At 37.5% G+C, this 16278-nt stretch carries 15 protein-coding genes; 10 read left to right on the forward strand and 5 right to left on the reverse strand.

Annotated elements, in window-relative coordinates; all coding sequences use genetic code 11:
- Positions 1 to 58: 58 nt before the first annotated feature.
- Positions 59 to 1222 (reverse strand): AbrB/MazE/SpoVT family DNA-binding domain-containing protein, encoded by a 1164-nt coding sequence (locus tag ESZ47_RS08810; protein ID WP_148606617.1) that lies wholly within the window; start codon positions 1220 to 1222, stop codon positions 59 to 61.
- 280 nt (positions 1223 to 1502) lie between these two features.
- Between ESZ47_RS08810 and ESZ47_RS08815 the strand changes: the two genes are divergently transcribed.
- The 4 genes from ESZ47_RS08815 to ESZ47_RS08830 all read left to right on the forward strand — a co-directional run bounded on the left by ESZ47_RS08815 (position 1503) and on the right by ESZ47_RS08830 (position 5997).
- Positions 1503 to 1727 carry a hypothetical protein gene (locus ESZ47_RS08815; protein WP_011679110.1) on the forward strand — a complete coding sequence of 75 codons (225 nt, stop codon included), beginning with the start codon at positions 1503 to 1505 and terminating at the stop codon, positions 1725 to 1727.
- 56 nt (positions 1728 to 1783) lie between these two features.
- Complete coding sequence (locus tag ESZ47_RS08820) at positions 1784 to 3946, forward strand: AAA family ATPase (protein WP_148606618.1); 2163 nt, start codon at positions 1784 to 1786, stop codon at positions 3944 to 3946.
- Positions 3947 to 4053: 107 nt separating this feature from the next.
- Positions 4054 to 5046: a nucleoid-associated protein gene (locus ESZ47_RS08825; RefSeq protein WP_148606619.1), complete on the forward strand. Its 993-nt coding sequence runs from the start codon at positions 4054 to 4056 to the stop codon at positions 5044 to 5046.
- 12 nt (positions 5047 to 5058) lie between these two features.
- Positions 5059 to 5997, forward strand: a complete 939-nt coding sequence (locus ESZ47_RS08830; RefSeq protein ID WP_148606620.1) for a DUF1810 family protein — start codon at positions 5059 to 5061, stop codon at positions 5995 to 5997.
- A gap of 30 nt (positions 5998 to 6027) precedes the next feature.
- Here ESZ47_RS08830 and ESZ47_RS08835 read toward each other — a convergent pair whose 3' ends face one another.
- The 3 genes from ESZ47_RS08835 to ESZ47_RS08845 all read right to left on the reverse strand — a co-directional run bounded on the left by ESZ47_RS08835 (position 6028) and on the right by ESZ47_RS08845 (position 8540).
- Positions 6028 to 7458, reverse strand: coding sequence for an aspartate ammonia-lyase (locus ESZ47_RS08835; RefSeq protein WP_148606621.1), 1431 nt, complete (start codon positions 7456 to 7458; stop codon positions 6028 to 6030).
- A 111-nt stretch (positions 7459 to 7569) separates the two neighbouring features.
- A complete protein-coding gene (gene rpiA, locus ESZ47_RS08840; RefSeq protein WP_148606622.1) occupies positions 7570 to 8256 on the reverse strand; it encodes a ribose-5-phosphate isomerase RpiA in 687 nt (228 codons plus the stop codon).
- Positions 8253 to 8540 (reverse strand): GNAT family N-acetyltransferase, encoded by a 288-nt coding sequence (locus ESZ47_RS08845; protein ID WP_148606631.1) that lies wholly within the window; start codon positions 8538 to 8540, stop codon positions 8253 to 8255. Before ESZ47_RS08845 ends, rpiA begins: the two co-directional genes overlap by 4 nt.
- Before the next feature lie 224 nt (positions 8541 to 8764).
- Here ESZ47_RS08845 and ESZ47_RS08850 point away from each other — a divergent pair, with 224 nt between their 5' ends.
- From ESZ47_RS08850 to ESZ47_RS08860, 3 genes are read left to right on the forward strand one after another with little or no spacing between them, the layout of a single operon-like run.
- The gene (locus tag ESZ47_RS08850) at positions 8765 to 9304 is read left to right on the forward strand and encodes a dCTP deaminase/dUTPase family protein (RefSeq protein ID WP_148606623.1); all 540 of its coding nucleotides are present in this window, start codon (positions 8765 to 8767) and stop codon (positions 9302 to 9304) included.
- Positions 9305 to 9351: 47 nt separating this feature from the next.
- Positions 9352 to 10722, forward strand: a complete 1371-nt coding sequence (gene radA / locus ESZ47_RS08855) for a DNA repair protein RadA (RefSeq protein ID WP_148606624.1) — start codon at positions 9352 to 9354, stop codon at positions 10720 to 10722.
- A gap of 2 nt (positions 10723 to 10724) precedes the next feature.
- Positions 10725 to 11099 (forward strand): hypothetical protein, encoded by a 375-nt coding sequence (locus ESZ47_RS08860; RefSeq protein WP_148606625.1) that lies wholly within the window; start codon positions 10725 to 10727, stop codon positions 11097 to 11099.
- A gap of 43 nt (positions 11100 to 11142) precedes the next feature.
- On the opposite strand, the gene ESZ47_RS08865 is transcribed toward ESZ47_RS08860, so the two are convergent.
- On the reverse strand, positions 11143 to 12381 hold the full coding sequence (locus ESZ47_RS08865) for a YhgE/Pip domain-containing protein (RefSeq protein ID WP_148606626.1): 1239 nt from the start codon (positions 12379 to 12381) through the stop codon (positions 11143 to 11145).
- Between the two features lie 134 nt (positions 12382 to 12515).
- Between ESZ47_RS08865 and ESZ47_RS08870 the strand changes: the two genes are divergently transcribed.
- The 3 genes from ESZ47_RS08870 (at position 12516) to cysS (ending at position 16243) form a co-directional block, all read left to right on the forward strand.
- A complete protein-coding gene (locus ESZ47_RS08870; protein WP_148606627.1) occupies positions 12516 to 13103 on the forward strand; it encodes a TetR/AcrR family transcriptional regulator in 588 nt (195 codons plus the stop codon).
- Between the two features lie 98 nt (positions 13104 to 13201).
- Positions 13202 to 14698, forward strand: coding sequence for a glutamate--tRNA ligase (gene gltX / locus ESZ47_RS08875; RefSeq protein WP_148606628.1), 1497 nt, complete (start codon positions 13202 to 13204; stop codon positions 14696 to 14698).
- A 135-nt stretch (positions 14699 to 14833) separates the two neighbouring features.
- On the forward strand, positions 14834 to 16243 hold the full coding sequence (gene cysS / locus ESZ47_RS08880) for a cysteine--tRNA ligase (RefSeq protein ID WP_148606629.1): 1410 nt from the start codon (positions 14834 to 14836) through the stop codon (positions 16241 to 16243).
- Positions 16244 to 16278: the final 35 nt, after the last annotated feature.

Here is a 16278-nt window from a genome sequence, read left to right on the forward strand (position 1 = left end):
CATTGCAATGCCCAAGGTTCGTTGTTGTATAACCATCATAACATGATAGTATGAAAATTTAAGAAACTGGTATAACGAATGTTTGGTAAGTGTGGTAATAGAGTCGATAGATATTTTGAAATAGCAAAAGAATCCAACTTAAAGCTAAAACAAAAGCAATAATTTCAAAGGTTGTTAATGACAAATAGCCAATCCATTGGAATAAAGCCATGTTAACAACTAAAATTGCAAAAATAATGTAAGAAGTGAATTTGAATTCTTGCGGTGCTTTGGGTAATAACCATTTATTGCCTAACATCATAATTAAAATAAAATAGATTAAAAAATTAGCCATCTGGTCATGTAAGATATGAAGTTTCCCAGCATTGTTTGGAAAAGTACCAACACCAGCTAATGCCAAAGCTGATAAGTTTAGTAATATACGCAGTGTGATTAAACGTTTGTTATGGCGCATAATTTTTTGCAATGGAACAAATAAATAATCAACCAATGCAATCCAAATTAAACCAGCTAGAATTAGGGTTGCGTTGAATTGCCATGAATCTAAGGCATTTTCTGTCCCCAGAAAGCTTAAATTATATTGCCACCACATGCGGGAACTATTAGTGACCATTGCAGTCAATACACCGCCTATGATAGTTATGACAAAGATAGAAGTGATAAATAAAGTTGAAATTGATAGTGCCGAGTAAATCATCAAAAAGTTAACAATACTATTGAACATCGTAAAAAGCGCAATAGAAGTGAATAAATCAAATGATGCGGTCTGAAAGAGGTAATTAATCGCCCAAAAAAATCCTGATGTAATGAAAGCTAAAATAATAACGAAGGCTACGGTTAGAGCTGGCAATACACGCCAACTAGTCTTGCGCCGTAGTTGATCAATTTGTTTTCGCTGTTGCTGAATATAGGTTACAAGGAACATCAAAATGCCACTGACTTCACTTAATATAATGACGGCACTTGCGATAGATTTATCCCCACCAAGAGGTATTCGAAACATTTGTTGATTAAGTGCATAAACTGTAAAGATAACTGCCATGAAAATAGATGGCATTAAAAAGTGGCGCAACGACAGAGTTTGATTCTCATTAGGATTATTGATAGGTTGCAGAATTAGTTGGCCGTTTCTAAGTGTCAGATTAAGCAACTGATTATGTTCTAGATGTAGTTCATTAACTATTTCTGTAGGTAAGGTAAGTTGATAAGATGTTTTTGCCATATTTCTCTCCAGTACACTCTAGTTTAGCATGTTGTCTGGAATCGTACATTGCTGAAAGTAGCTTTTCATATATATTTTTCAACCAGTTTATAACACATTTGTGTTATAACAAATATGTGTTATAATATACATATAGAGAGGAACAAGAAAAATGATAGATGTGCCTCAAAGACCTCTTAAGTTAAAGGAGATGTGGATAAATGATTAAACGCAGAAACTTTATTAACGACTTTGTGCACAATCGTGTGCGGGGTCAGACTGAATAGGATGGCGATTAGTAATGAGATTTGATATAAAGGCTTACTTAGATGATAATTCACTAACAATTTACCGTGTAGCGAAGGAATCTGGTTATGGGTATACGACAATTCATAAGTCGTTCAATAAAACGCAATCAGATGCTACGAGTTTAAATATGCGTGATTTAGATGCTTTGGCAAAAGTACAACACAAACAAATGTGGGAAGTGTTAAGGGAATTAGAAAAACTTTATTTTGATGAATGATAGACGTGCTTGGGGTAAGCACAAGCACATAGAAAACTAAAAGGAGATTTTAGACTATGGCTAACAATAATTTTTTTAATAACGATCCGTTTGGATCAGACATGAATGATATTTTTAATAACATGATGGGCAATATGAATGGTGTTAATTCTGAGAATCGTCGTTATTTGATTAATGGCCGAGAAGTAACACCCGAAGAATTCGCACAGTATCGACAAACGGGTCGATTGCCACAAGGCGCGCAAAGTGTTCAGAATGGTCAAATTGCTAATGGACAACAACCAATGCAACAGATGCAGCAACCCGGACAAGTTAAACAAGAAGGAATGCTAGCCAAGCTTGGTCGCAATCTAACACAAGAAGCCCGTGATGGACTACTCGATCCAGTTATCGGGCGTAACAAAGAAATTCAAGAGACAGCTGAAATTTTGGGACGCCGTACAAAGAATAATCCTGTGTTAGTTGGAGATGCTGGTGTTGGTAAGACAGCAGTTGTTGAAGGTTTGGCACAAGCAATTGTCAATGGGGATGTACCTGCTGCAATTAAAGACAAAGAAATCTACAGCATCGATATTTCTAGCCTTGAAGCTGGTACTCAGTTCCGAGGTGCCTTTGAGGAAAACATTCAGAACTTGATGAAAGAAGTTAAACAAGCTGGTAATGTTATCCTGTTCTTTGACGAAATTCATCAGATTCTTGGTGCTGGATCGACTGGTGGTGAAGATGGTGGCAAAGGGTTAGCTGATATTATTAAACCTGCTTTGAGTCGTGGAGAGATTTCAGTCATTGGTGCGACAACACAAGATGAGTATCGCAACACGATTATGAAGAATGCAGCTTTGGCTCGTCGTTTTAATGAAGTGACTGTAAACGCACCATCACCAAAAGACACTCTTGAAATCCTAAAGGGTATTGCAAAGTTATATGAAAAGCACCATCATGTGTCACTGCCTGAGAATGTATTGAAGGCGGCGGTGGATTATGCGGTGCAGTATATCCCACAGCGTTCGCTGCCGGATAAAGCAATTGATTTGCTTGATATGACGGCCGCTCATCTGTCAGCTAAAAACCCAGTGACAGATAAAGTTAGCTTAGAAAAGCAAATGACTGATATTAAAGCAAAGCAAGAAAAGTCAGTTGCTGATGAAGACTTTGAGGCAGCTTTGAAATATAAGAATCAAATTGCAGACTTGGAAAAGAAGCTTGAAAATGCTGATGAAACTAAAAAAGTTGAAGCAACACCAAATGATGTAGCTGAATCAGTAGAGCGTTTGACTGGTATTCCTGTGGCACAGATGGGTGCATCAGACATTGAACGTTTGAAGACAATTGGTGATCGTCTAGCGGGTAAAGTCATTGGTCAAGATGAGGCTGTAAGTATGGTCGCTAAAGCCATTCGCCGTAACCGTGCGGGATTTGATGAGGGGAACCGACCAATTGGTTCGTTCTTGTTTGTCGGACCAACTGGTGTTGGGAAGACTGAGTTAGCAAAGCAGCTAGCTTTGGACATGTTTGGTAGCAAAGATAACATTGTTCGTTTGGATATGAGTGAATATTCAGATTTGACAGCGGTATCTAAGTTAATTGGTACAACTGCTGGATATGTTGGCTATGATGACAACAGCAATACATTAACCGAAAAAGTTCGTCGTAACCCTTACTCAATTGTTTTACTTGATGAAATTGAGAAGGCCAATCCACAAGTATTAACGTTATTACTGCAAGTAATGGATGATGGTCGCTTGACAGATGGTCAGGGGAATGTTGTTAACTTTAAAAATACAGTAATCATAGCAACATCTAATGCTGGGTTTGGACATGGTTCAAGCAACGAAAAACAAGAGTTGCTTGACAAGTTAGCGCCTTATTTCCGTCCTGAGTTCTTAAATCGTTTTAACGGTGTAATTGAGTTTAGTACGTTAACTAAGGAAGATTTGAAGCAAATTGTTGATTTAATGCTAGATGATGTAAACAAGACATTAGCTAAAAAAGAGTTGACATTACACGTCTCTGATGAAGTTAAAAATCATTTGATTGAAGATGGTTATGATGAAGCCTTAGGTGCACGACCATTACGTCGTGTAATTGAGCAACAAATCCGTGACCAAGTGACAGATTTTTATTTGGATAATCCAGGTGAAAAGGCCTTGAGTGCAGACTTAGTCGATGGTAAAGTTGTTATCTCAGCCATTGTTGAAAAGACCACTGTTACTAACTAAGTTTAAACAAACCACGCTCACATAGATGAGTGTGGTTTTTATGTTGCTTTAGATAAACAATTTACTTAGCATGGTATAATGGTCTCATTAAATTAAAGGATGTTCACATGATTATTCAACATGCAATTCTCCATATACTGGATACGAATACAGGTAGCCTTATTGCCTCGCAAGGAGAAATGAACGTAGATAATGTTGGCGTTCATGAGTACATTGAGAAGTTAGTAGCTAAAATTTATAGGGGTGACTTGAAAACAGGTACCTTAGTATCAGGTAGTTATCTTGACAATATGCTTAAACAAGACAACTTTCCAGAGATGACCACACAGTTAGCGGCTAAATTATTTGATACAATCTCGGTTAGTGAAACGATTCCTGCGGGAGATTTATTAAGCTTTCAAGCAACAGTGGATGAGGGTGCGATTTTCGGATTAATCAAACTGAATTTTGGTGCTCGATATGCTCATGCAGTTGAATATGAAAACGATGAAATGGTTAATAATTTAGTATTGAATCAGTCAATTTTACCTGCTGCAACACAAACTGTAGATGAAGCTGTTATAGTCAATCTTGCTGAAAGTAGTTATCAGTTATTAGAAAAAAAGCAAATTATTGATGGACATCGTGTGTCCTATTTTTCAGAAAATTTTTTGGAAATTAAGCCGGAAATTTCAGCAAAAGAAAATATTCAGACGATTAAGCGGACGGTTAAAACTATAGCAGAAAAATATGATGAACCAGAACATGAAGTCTTGGCGATAACGCAGGACGTGATTTATAATAGTTTAGCAGAAACTGGCAGTATTAGTACGGATGTTATTGCGGAAAAAGTATTTGGCGATAACGTTAGTGCTAAGCAGGAATATCAGGAAAAAGTAACTGAAAAAAAATTACCCAAAGAAGTTTCGGTAGTTAATGCAGATAAATACGAGAAAAAGTATCGCGTGCAAAAGTTCAAATTAGATTCTGGAATCGAAATTTCAATACCGATAAATGTTTACCAAGACTTAAGTAAAGTGGAGTTTGTGAATAATCCTGATGGTACAGTTACTTTAATGATTAAAGACATTGAAACGATATTAAATAAATTCAGCGTATAAAAGGAGACGATGATGCCTTATCAAGATTCATATGTTGCTAAAATACGAGAAAAAATTGGTCATGAATTTGAGCTCGTAATGCCCACAGTGGACGTAGTAATTGCTAACGAAAACGGCGAACTATTGATGATTTATAACCGTGATTTTGATGGTTGGGCTTTTCCTGGTGGGTATATTGAACCGGAAATGTCATGGCAAGAAAATGCCGCTCGTGAAGCTTTGGAAGAATCAGGTATTCAAGCCGATACACAAGATTTACAATTAATTGGTACAGTTTCAGGAGCTAATTACCGTACAAAGTATCCAAATGGTGATCGTGTAAAGTTATATACTAACGTATTTCTACTAACAAATTGGTCAAAAGAATTAGACATGATGGATGATACAGAAATTGACAGAAAAGAGTGGATGACACCACAGACAGTTGATCATGTTCACTTAACTTTTTCAGGTCGTGCAGTTTATCAAACATATAGACAATTTCAAGAAAAAGGGCGAGTCCAACTCTTAACAATTAATAGTGAATTACAGCGTTTTATCGATGCACAAGATGGCCGTATTGTTGGTGTCAATACATATAATGATGCGGTTAACGAATTATCTGCTGGACGCAAACAAACACATTGGATGTGGTATGTATTTCCGCAACTTCGAGGATTGGGAACCAGCGAGCGTGCGATGTATTACGGTATTAACGGCTTACGAGAAGCACGTGAATATTTAGACGATGATGTATTACGGGCACGTCTAGAAAAGGCTGTTAAAATAATACTAAATATTGAATCTGTGGATGCAGTTGCTGTTTTCGGTCACGTCGATGCTGAAAAGTTACAAGCGTGTTTAACGTTATTTGCGCAACTAGCTAATCAACCGACTTTGTATCAGCAAGCTTTAAAAAAATATTTTGATAATGAATTACATCAACCAACATTAACATTGTTAAATCAATAAATAAAAAGGACGACCCAGTCGTCCTTTTTATTAGGCTGTTGTTTTTGGCGCATGGAGTACGAGACCATGTTCAGGTGTACGTGCGTTGATGACAATATCTTCAACTCTGAATATGTGTTCTAACTCGCTTTCGGTAAATCTATTTTTCTTTTCAGCAATTTCGCGTAACGACTTTCCAGTACGAAGAGATTCTTTGGCGATTTTAGCTGCCTCTTTGTATCCAATCATAGGGGCCATTGCAGTTGCAAAGCTAGCAGACAAGTCGATATCTTGTGATAGGCGACTTTGGTTAACAGTAATATCATCGATTGCGTTGCGTCTAAGTGTGCGCATTGCTTGTTGCAAATGTTCAATACCAGCAATCAAACTTTTGAAAATAATTGGTTCAAATGCATTCAATTCTAATTGCCCAGCTTCGCTAGCTGCTGTAACAGTAGCATCAAATCCCATCATTTCAAAGGCAACTTGATTAACGACTTCGGGGATAACAGGGTTAACTTTACCAGGCATGATTGAAGAACCAGCCTGTTTAGCGGGGAGATTAATTTCGTGTAATCCGGATCGTGGTCCAGAACTGAGTAAACGTAGATCGTTGGACATTTTTGACAAATTGATTGCCAGATTTTTCAATGAACCAGATAAAGCAACATAACCATCTAAGTTTGATGTTGCATCAAATAAGTCGTGTGCTTGTTCCAGTGATAACCCAGTAATACTAGCAAGATTTGGTACGATGTGTACTTGGTAATGATAGCTGACATTGATACCTGAGCCAATTGCTGATCCGCCTAAATTTAACGTATATAGTTCATTTTGCGCAGATTCAATCCGTTTAAAATCACGACGTAATGGTTTTAACCAGGCATGGAATGTGTTGCCTAAAGTCATTGGCACAGCGTCTTGTAATTGAGTGCGTCCCATTTTATAGGTTTTAGAAAATTCATCGGCTTTATTACCTAAAGAATCTACTAGCTGTGTTAGCTCTGATAAAAGTGGTTTTAGTATTCTAATTAATGCAATTTTTCCAGCACTTGGGTAAGTGTCGTTAGTGCTTTGCCCCATGTTGACGTGGTCGTTAGGATTAATATACTGATATTCGCCACGTGGACGTCCAATTTGTTCGAGTGCTGTATTGGCAATAACTTCATTGACATTCATATTGGTACTTGTACCAGCACCACCTTGAACATCACTGATTGGGAACATTTTAGTATCTATAGGTTGATTTAAAAGAATTTTTGTTGCATCAACAATATGTTTGGCAATAGATCGGTCTAGATTACCAGAGGTAGCATTGGTTTGGGCGGCTGCTTGTTTAATTTCTAAGAACGCACGGATAATTTCAGGATGCGTGGTATCTTTAGAAATTGGAAAATTATTTAGCGCACGTTGCGTGTGAGCTCCGTAGTAGACATCTTTGGGAACATTGATTTGACCGAGTGAATCTGATTCTGTGCGCATATTGCTTCTCCTTACTAGTTATGAGAATATTTTACCGTAAAAAACAGCTAGACCAATTTTATGTGTTATGTTTTATGACACAAATTAATTATTAATCATAAAAAAAGCCCTTTAGGGCGCTGTAATAATTTGAACATCATCATTATTACCAATAACAACACGGTTAACTATGTCTGTGAATAAACCATGTTCAACAACACCAACCATATTAATTAATTCCTGGCCCAAATCGCGGGGATTTTCAATTATAGGAACATGTAAATCAATTAAGTAGTTGGCTGAATCAGTTCGAACTGGATTGCCGTTTTGATCTAAACGCCAAGTCGGATGGAAACCATCAGCTGTAAAGCGTTTAAATAATTGATCTGATCCATAAGGAATAACTTCTACTGGCAAATACTGATTTAACTTAGGCACGCGTTTGCTGCTATCCGCAACCCAAATATTTTCTCGAGAATTAAAAGCAACAATCTTTTCCCATAAGAGAGCAGCACCACCGCCTTTGATAGCAGAAAAGTCATCAGAAATTTGATCAGCACCATCAATCGTGAGGTCGATTTTATCAACATCGTCAACATTGTACATAGGGATGCCAAGTTTAGCAGCATTTCGACGTGTTTTTTCTGAAGTTGGAACACCAACAATTTTTAGGTTCTCATTAGCAACACGCTCACCTAAAGCGGTTATGACATGAGCAATTGTGGAGCCTGAACCAATGCCAACTACCATACCATCTTGAACAAATTCTGCTGCACGACGACCAGCAATAATTTTTTGTAAATCTTGTGATGAACTCATGATTTGTATTCAATCTCCTGATAAATGTGGGGATAACGTAAAAATGCTTCTTTTACATAGGGGCACACAGGTTTAATTGTCATATTTTTAGCGCGTGCATTAGCCACCACTGTATCTAATAATTTTTTAGCAATACCTTGTCCCCGTAAAGATGCGTCTACGACAGTCGAGTTAATTGAGTACGTTTTCCCATCATTGATTATTGTGTAGGTAATTTGAGCAACAACTTTGTCATTTTTTTCTAAGAAATAACGGCCGTCTTCATGTTGAAATTCCATAATCATTTCCTTTCGTTTCATCATAATAGTATAATTGCATACCAGTTCATAGATTGCTAAGGCAATAATTTGCTATTTATCTATGATACTAACATAATTTTCAGTTAGCTGTGTCGTTTGTTTCTAGATTTACATAGAAAATTTTGTCATATTTTTAGCGTATGATCGTTAAAATATGTTTTATATATCGTATAATAGAGGATAAACTATTTATAAAGAGGTTACCTGTCATGACACGTGGATTTGAAATTGTTAGTAAATATGCCAACGAAAATATTAATATACCGCAACGTAGCACACAACAAGCGGCCGGGTATGATTTTGAAGCATCAGCAGATATTACGCTCCCAAGCATTTTGAGTAATCCTTTTTTCAAGGGACTCAATGTCTTCTCATTAGGAAAACTTTCTGGTATTAAGGACAATGAGGATTTGCAAAATATACTAAAGCCAGTTCTTGTACCAACAGGAATTAAAGCATATATGGGTGAAGGAGAGTACTTGCAACTCGTCTCACGATCAAGTGGTCCAATTAAAAAACGGATTATGATGCCTAATGCTGTTGGCATTGTCGATGCTGATTATTATAATAATGAAGGTAATGAGGGTGAAATTTTCTTCCAATTTATCAACTTTGGTTTGAAGGATGTGCACATTAAAAAAGGGGAACGCATTGGGCAAGGACTTTTCTTACCTTATTTGCTAGCTGATGGTGATGAAAGTGTAGAAAAATCAGATCGTAAGGGTGGTTTTGGGTCCACAGGACAATAATAACTTTTACGATGATGTTAGAACGAATTAAATGGAAGGACTGAGATATCGCTAAAGTAAAAACACAATTTATATGTTCCAACTGCGGTTTTGTGTCTGCACGGTATTTGGGGCGCTGCTCAAATTGTGGTGAGTGGGGCACGCTTGTTGAAGAAAAAATCCAACCAGAATCAAATGACCGTAAAAGTCGCGTAAGTCTCGATGGACGCAATGCTAAAGTCGAAAAAATAAACGAGATTACGTCTGAAGAGACACCGCGTGTAGCAACTAAGTTGAAAGAATTAAACCGAGTTTTAGGTGGTGGTGTTGTTCCCGGTTCCATGGTATTGATTGGTGGTGATCCTGGTATTGGCAAGTCAACATTACTACTTCAAGTATCTGGACAACTTGCTCAAGAAGGACGGGTTCTATACGTGACTGGTGAAGAGTCTGCCACTCAAGTAAAACTCCGTGCTGATCGCTTGGGTGTTGGGCACGATGAGTTTTATTTATATCCGGAAACGGATATGACGGCCGTTAAAAAGCAGATTGAGGAATTACAACCGAATTTTGTTGTTATTGACTCGGTACAAACCATGCAAGAGCCTGATGTTTCATCGGCTGTTGGCTCAGTATCACAAATTCGAGAAGTGACAGCCGACCTGTTGCAAATCGCTAAGACTAATAATATTTCGATATTCATAGTAGGGCATGTGACTAAAGATGGCGCCATAGCAGGGCCGAAAATTCTGGAGCATATGGTCGATACAGTGTTGTACTTTGAGGGAGATAGTAATTATAAGTATCGCATTCTGCGTGCGGTTAAAAATCGTTTTGGCGCAACGAATGAATTAGGTATTTTTGAAATGCGTAATGGCGGTTTGATAGAAGTGGCTAACCCCTCTGAGATTTTCTTAGAAGAACGCTTATCTGGTGCCACTGGATCGGCGATTGTGGTCGCGTTAGAAGGATCACGACCTATTTTGGTTGAATTACAAGCCTTAGTAACGCCGACCGTATTTGGTAACGCACAGCGTACGGCAGCGGGCCTCGATAGGAATCGCGTATCATTGATTATGGCAGTATTAGAAAAACGCGCTAACTTATTATTACAAAATCAAGATGCGTATTTAAAAGCAGCAGGTGGCGTGAAACTTGATGAACCAGCAATTGATTTAGCAATCGCTATTGCTCTGGCTAGTTCATATCATGATAAAGAATCAAGGCCAAGTGATGTCTTTGTTGGCGAAATTGGTCTAACTGGTGAAGTCCGTAGCGTAGCAGATATTGAAGGGCGATTAAAAGAAGCTAAAAAATTAGGCTTTAAGCGTGCTATTGTTCCTAAAAATAATTTAAACGGCGTTGAATTACCTCATGGTATTCAAGTTATTGGAGTAACAACATTAAGTGAGGCGCTTAAAATTGCCTTAGGAGAATGATCATGTCAGAGCATTTATTCACAGGGTTGGCTGACATCAATAGTGCTCTCTATGAACATGTTGAGAAAGGGAAAGCTTACAGCGTACGTTTTTTCGTCGGGGTAATGATCTTTTGTATATTATTGCTGTTTTTTCTTATCGGATTAGCAGTCACGTTCTTTTTGATGGGAATTTTCTTCGAACAACTAGAATGGATAGTAATGATTTTGGTATTGTTTTCGGCATTAGTTACGGGGATGGTTGGCTGGTTATCATGGAAATGGGGACAACTACTTTGGCAGCTTTTAAAACAAGTCGATGAAACTGGGCATTACTACGCCCATGATAAAATACGTGTCAGTGACCAAACGAAAAGCCATTTAGGTAAACATTTTTAAATTGCTAAACAAAAAAAGGGCCTTCCTAGAAAGGTCCTTTTTATTATGAAGGTTGTACCAGCGGTGCGCGCTTTTTCTGGAAAGCAACAATAACTAGGTGAATGATAATAGCTACGATGCCAATGGTCAGAAGTTGCAACCAAAGGGTGTGTGTGCTATTGCCGCCGTATAAGATGTTGTAATCTGCGCGAATTGAATAAAAACAAGGAGAAATGTTACTCATAACCTTGAAAAAATCAGGCAGGATTGGACGTGGAATGAGACCAGCCCCTGAAACGACTTGAGTCAGCATGAAAGGCATATTGATCATAATACCAAGTTGCCCAATAATCAATGAAAAGATTAGGTTAACGTTCAATGCTGCAAATAACTCAATAGAATGGTTAACCCACAGTTGCCAATAGGTATTACTATCAAAATGAAGCATACTTTTGCTTAGTGCAACAATTAACAGTGGTGCTATCATTGAAATTAAGATAATAGCGATTTCAGTATAAGTGTATGCTTTCCAGCGACCTATTAATGGTGAAAATGACTTGTATGCAACAACAATTAACATAGCGCCAATCATGGAACCAATATAAAAAGCTAGTGACATGAAGAACGGAGCCATGCTATGTTGCATACCAGAAGGTGCTTTATTCATTTTTACAATGCTGTAATCGTACGAATTAGCAACGTTTGCATAAGTTTGATTGATTTTTGATGTAGTAGTGCTTTTTGTTTGTTCAGCTTTTTGTAAAATAGCATCTTTTTGTGTTGGATTAGCTGTAATTAATGATTTTGTCTCTGATTCTAATTGTGACAATTCAATGGCTGTTAGAATCCCTTTGCTCTGCTGCAGTAAAACACTTTTTTGAACACGATTACCGACTGATTTGGCAACAGCTTCCATGGATGAAACTGATGTCATAGGATTGGCATAGTTGATGTAAAACTTAAGTTCACCTTTAGATTGACCATCTATTTTTTTAAGATTGGCATTGAAATCTTTTGGAATATCAATGATCAAATAAATTCCACGATTGTTCAATTGATTTTTAGCTTGCTTTATATTCAAATCAGTCTTGACGTGTTTAAATGGCAAGCTTTTTTTTAGTTGTTTTTTTAATGTCGTGCTGTCCTTATCTTGGTTGACAATGGCAACTGGTAATTGGTTTATTTTGCTGGGCACAACTTTATACCCTGAAAAATAAATGCCAACCATCAATAAGCCATAGAATAGTACAATAATGAGCGCTCCGATAACACCTTTGCTGACGATAAATTTTTTGAACCCCATGTGGAACTCCTTTTCTTTTGCTGACAATAGCGTAGCACTTATTTGTTATGCATGCAAGTGATTGCGTGCATAACGGAATTAATCTGTCTTTCAAAAGAGAATATGATAATATAACTAAAGAAGAGGTACGAAACATGTCCAAACAACCATCAAAATACGATTTAATTTTAAATGCATTCATCACATTGTTGATAGAAGTTGGTTATCAATCTGCGACCATCAACAAAATTGCTGAAAAAGCGAATGTCAATCCTAGTACGATTTTTAGAAAATTTAAAGATAAAGAGGGGTTATTGTCAGCTGTGATTGATCGTCATCTCAATGATTTAGCCGCTATTTTTGATGATGCACTGATTGTGACTGGTGATATGGAAACTGATTTAATCAATATGTCAAGAACATATCAAGAGTTTCAAGAGAAACATCAAGAAGTTGTTTTGATAGGCCTTCAAGAATCTTTTCGAATGCCAAAAGTGAGCCATGCGGTCGAAGAAATACCAATTCGATTCAGAAAAATCTTACTGCAGTATTTCACAGAGATGCAGACCCAAAATAAGATAAAACAGTCGGTAGATGTGGAAGCGGCTACTATGAATGTAATATGGTTGAATTTCGGTTATTTTTTGACTACTATCCGCTATGACAATCCTGAGTTAATCACTAATCCAGAGGACTTTTATGAAAAGCAAATTCGTTTTTTTGCAAAAAGCTTACGTCCTTAAAAATGCGATTGCGTGATTGGAAATTAGTATCATGAGTGTTGTATACTAGTAGCTAGACAAAACGGTACTAAATACCATACATAGGAGATTATTGATTCATGACAGAAGATATACGTGTTCGCTATGCGCCGTCACCAACGGGACATTTGCATATAGGGAATGCACGCACAGCTATTTTTAACTGGTTATTTGCACGCCACTATAATGGTACATTTGTTATTCGTATTGAGGATACTGACTCAGCACGTAATATTGCTGATGGCGAAAAATCACAACTTGAAAATTTGGCTTGGTTAGGTTTAGACTGGGATGAGAGTCCAGACAAACCAGGCGTTTATGGACCCTATCGTCAGTCAGAACGTAATGAACAGGGTATTTATCAAGAATTTATTGATGCACTATTAGCTAGTGGGCAAGCGTACAAGTCTTATAAAACTTCAGAGCAGCTTGCCTCTGAACGTGAAGCACAACAAGCAGCTAAGCAGGCACCACATTATGTTTATGAATATGAAGGTTTGACTAACGAAGAGCGTGAATCCAAGTATGCTGAATTTGAAGCGCAAGGGTTGAAACCGGTAGTCCGTTTCCGTGTACCAGAAGAGCAAGTGTATGCTTGGGATGATATCGTTAAAGGACATATTGAAATTGGTGCCAAAGAAGTTGGTGGCGATTGGGTCATTCAAAAAGCTGATGGCATGCCAACTTACAACTTTGCCGTTGTTGTTGACGATCATTTAATGAAAATTTCTCACGTTCTTCGTGGGGATGACCATGTTTCAAATACACCAAAGCAAATCATGATTTATGAAGCTTTGGGTTGGGATGTACCAGCATTCGGTCATATGGCACTAATTATCAATGGTGAAACTGGCAAAAAATTGTCTAAACGTGATGAAAATCTCTTGCAATTCGTTGAACAGTACAAAGAATTAGGCTATCAACCACAAGCAATGGTCAATTTTATTGGATTATTAGGCTGGTCACCAAAGGGTGAAGATGAAATCTTTAGTTTGTCAGAGTTTAAGGAAATGTTCGATGAAAAGCGTTTGAGTAAAGCAAATGCTAAGTTTGACCAAAAAAAGTTAGAATGGGTTAACAACCAATGGATGCGTCGTGATACTGATGCTGTGATGCCGCAATTGACTCAAGAACTAGTAAATGCTGACTTGTTATCTGCAGATGATGCTAAAACAAAGAAAAAATGGCTAGAAGAGGTCATCAGAGTTGCTGGTGTCGATGGAATATCATATACGCGTCAAATTGTTGAATTAGTGCGTAAGCCGTTCTTTGAATTAAGTGATATAACAGATGAAATGGTTGAATACTTAACTTCAGAAGATGGTCGTCAGGTTGCTGATGCATGGGAATCTGCATACAAGGCTTTGCCAACTAATGCAACAGCGGTCGACTATATGAATACTATTCGAGCTATTCAAAATGACTTAGAAATTAAGGGTCGTAATTTATGGAACCCTATCCGCATTATGACCACTCATGAAGTGCAAGGACCAAACTTACCAGAGATGTTGACTTTGTTAGATAAAGACAACGTTCTAAAGACAATGGCTGATGTGAAAATGAAATATTTAGCATGAGAAATAAAAAAGCCGAGAAACTTCTCGGCTTTTTTGTTAAATTAAAGAAATGATTCTGGTATGTTTTCCAAAATACCTGATGTCTCATGTATAATATTAAGTGATACTAATTTTTGGACACAAAGGGAGCAAACTATGATCTACGTCTATAATACGTTGTCACTGAAAAAAGAAGTGTTTAAGCCAATTACCACTGGTAAAATCAATATGTACGTTTGTGGTCCAACTGTTTATAACTATATTCATATTGGTAATGCTCGTTCTGCAATTGCTTTTGATACAGTTCGCCGTTATTTTGAATATCGTGGTTATGAAGTTAACTATGTGTCTAATTTTACGGACGTTGACGATAAAATCATCAACCGCGCCCAAAAAGAAGGTATTTCTGAGTTAGCGGTTGCTAACAAGTATGCTGAGGCATTTCACGAAGATACATTACCACTCAACATTAAACCTGCCACAATACGTTCACGTGCTACGGAGGTGATTCCGGATATTATTGACTTTGTTAAAGACCTTATTGGTAAAGGATACGCTTACGAATCAGAAGGGGATGTTTATTTTCGAGCGAAAAAATTCAAAGGCTACGGTATTCTAGCTCATCAAGACTTAGCTGAAATGGAAGCGAATGCTGCTGGACGCCTGAATGATGATGAGACAGTTCGCAAAGAAGATCCTGTTGATTTTGCTGTTTGGAAAAACGAACCTCGTGAAGGAGTTATTTCATGGGAATCACCATGGGGGAAAGGGCGTCCAGGATGGCATATTGAATGCTCGGTAATGGCCCAAAAATATCTATCCAATACGATTGATATCCATGGTGGCGGTATTGATTTAGCATTTCCACATCACACCAATGAAATTGCGCAGTCTGAGGCGAGAACTGGACAAAAGTTTGTAAACTACTGGATGCATAATGGTTTTGTGAATGTCAATAATGAAAAAATGTCAAAGTCTTTGGGAAACTTTACAACACTTCATGATTTACTTTCCACATATGATGATCCCATGGTTATTCGCTACTTACTGTCAACAACTCAGTATCGTCGACCAATTAATTATGAAAATAATACTGTTGAGCAAGCACGCTTAGAGCTTGAACGTATTCGTACAGCATACCGAAATTTATTATTTAGATTGGACTCATCAGAATTAGGATCTGATGGAAAAGTTGAAGTAATTATTGAGGAACAAACGAAGGCGTTTGAACAAGCAATGAATGATGACTTCAATACGCCTAATGCTTTAGCCGCTATTTTTGAATTAGTGAGTCTAGCAAATACGTATACAAAGAGCAATGTGGTTAAAAGAAATTCTATTCAAGAGTTATTAGAAACAATTAGTAAACTAATGTCAGTATTTGGCATTGATGGATTAGACAGTCATGCCGATTTAACAACAGAACAACGTGAATTATTGGATATGCGCGTAAAAGCTCGTCAGTCGCATGATTTCACAAAATCGGACTTGCTACGCAATCGATTAAAAGAGGTTGGCATTCTTGTTGAGGATACACCACAAGGACAACGTTGGTATAAGGCTTAAAATGCAACCTTTTGCTTGGTTGCATTTTTTAAATT

The organism is Leuconostoc litchii (genome assembly GCF_008107645.1).
GTDB classification, from domain to species: domain Bacteria; phylum Bacillota; class Bacilli; order Lactobacillales; family Lactobacillaceae; genus Leuconostoc; species Leuconostoc litchii.

Excerpts from the sequence above, each read along its gene's own strand:
- ESZ47_RS08810 (WP_148606617.1), bottom strand. The coding sequence starts at position 1,222 with ATGGCAAAAACATCTTATCAACTTACCTTACCTACAGAAATAGTTAAT.
- ESZ47_RS08865 (WP_148606626.1), bottom strand. The coding sequence starts at position 12,381 with ATGGGGTTCAAAAAATTTATCGTCAGCAAAGGTGTTATCGGAGCGCTC.
- gltX (WP_148606628.1), top strand. The coding sequence starts at position 13,202 with ATGACAGAAGATATACGTGTTCGCTATGCGCCGTCACCAACGGGACAT.
- ESZ47_RS08835 (WP_148606621.1), bottom strand. The coding sequence starts at position 7,458 with ATGCGCACAGAATCAGATTCACTCGGTCAAATCAATGTTCCCAAAGAT.
- ESZ47_RS08815 (WP_011679110.1), top strand. The coding sequence starts at position 1,503 with ATGAGATTTGATATAAAGGCTTACTTAGATGATAATTCACTAACAATT.
- cysS (WP_148606629.1), top strand. The coding sequence starts at position 14,834 with ATGATCTACGTCTATAATACGTTGTCACTGAAAAAAGAAGTGTTTAAG.
- ESZ47_RS08845 (WP_148606631.1), bottom strand. The coding sequence starts at position 8,540 with ATGATTATGGAATTTCAACATGAAGACGGCCGTTATTTCTTAGAAAAA.
- ESZ47_RS08830 (WP_148606620.1), top strand. The coding sequence starts at position 5,059 with ATGCCTTATCAAGATTCATATGTTGCTAAAATACGAGAAAAAATTGGT.
- ESZ47_RS08860 (WP_148606625.1), top strand. The coding sequence starts at position 10,725 with ATGTCAGAGCATTTATTCACAGGGTTGGCTGACATCAATAGTGCTCTC.
- ESZ47_RS08870 (WP_148606627.1), top strand. The coding sequence starts at position 12,516 with ATGTCCAAACAACCATCAAAATACGATTTAATTTTAAATGCATTCATC.
- ESZ47_RS08820 (WP_148606618.1), top strand. The coding sequence starts at position 1,784 with ATGGCTAACAATAATTTTTTTAATAACGATCCGTTTGGATCAGACATG.
- rpiA (WP_148606622.1), bottom strand. The coding sequence starts at position 8,256 with ATGAGTTCATCACAAGATTTACAAAAAATTATTGCTGGTCGTCGTGCA.
- ESZ47_RS08850 (WP_148606623.1), top strand. The coding sequence starts at position 8,765 with ATGACACGTGGATTTGAAATTGTTAGTAAATATGCCAACGAAAATATT.
- ESZ47_RS08825 (WP_148606619.1), top strand. The coding sequence starts at position 4,054 with ATGATTATTCAACATGCAATTCTCCATATACTGGATACGAATACAGGT.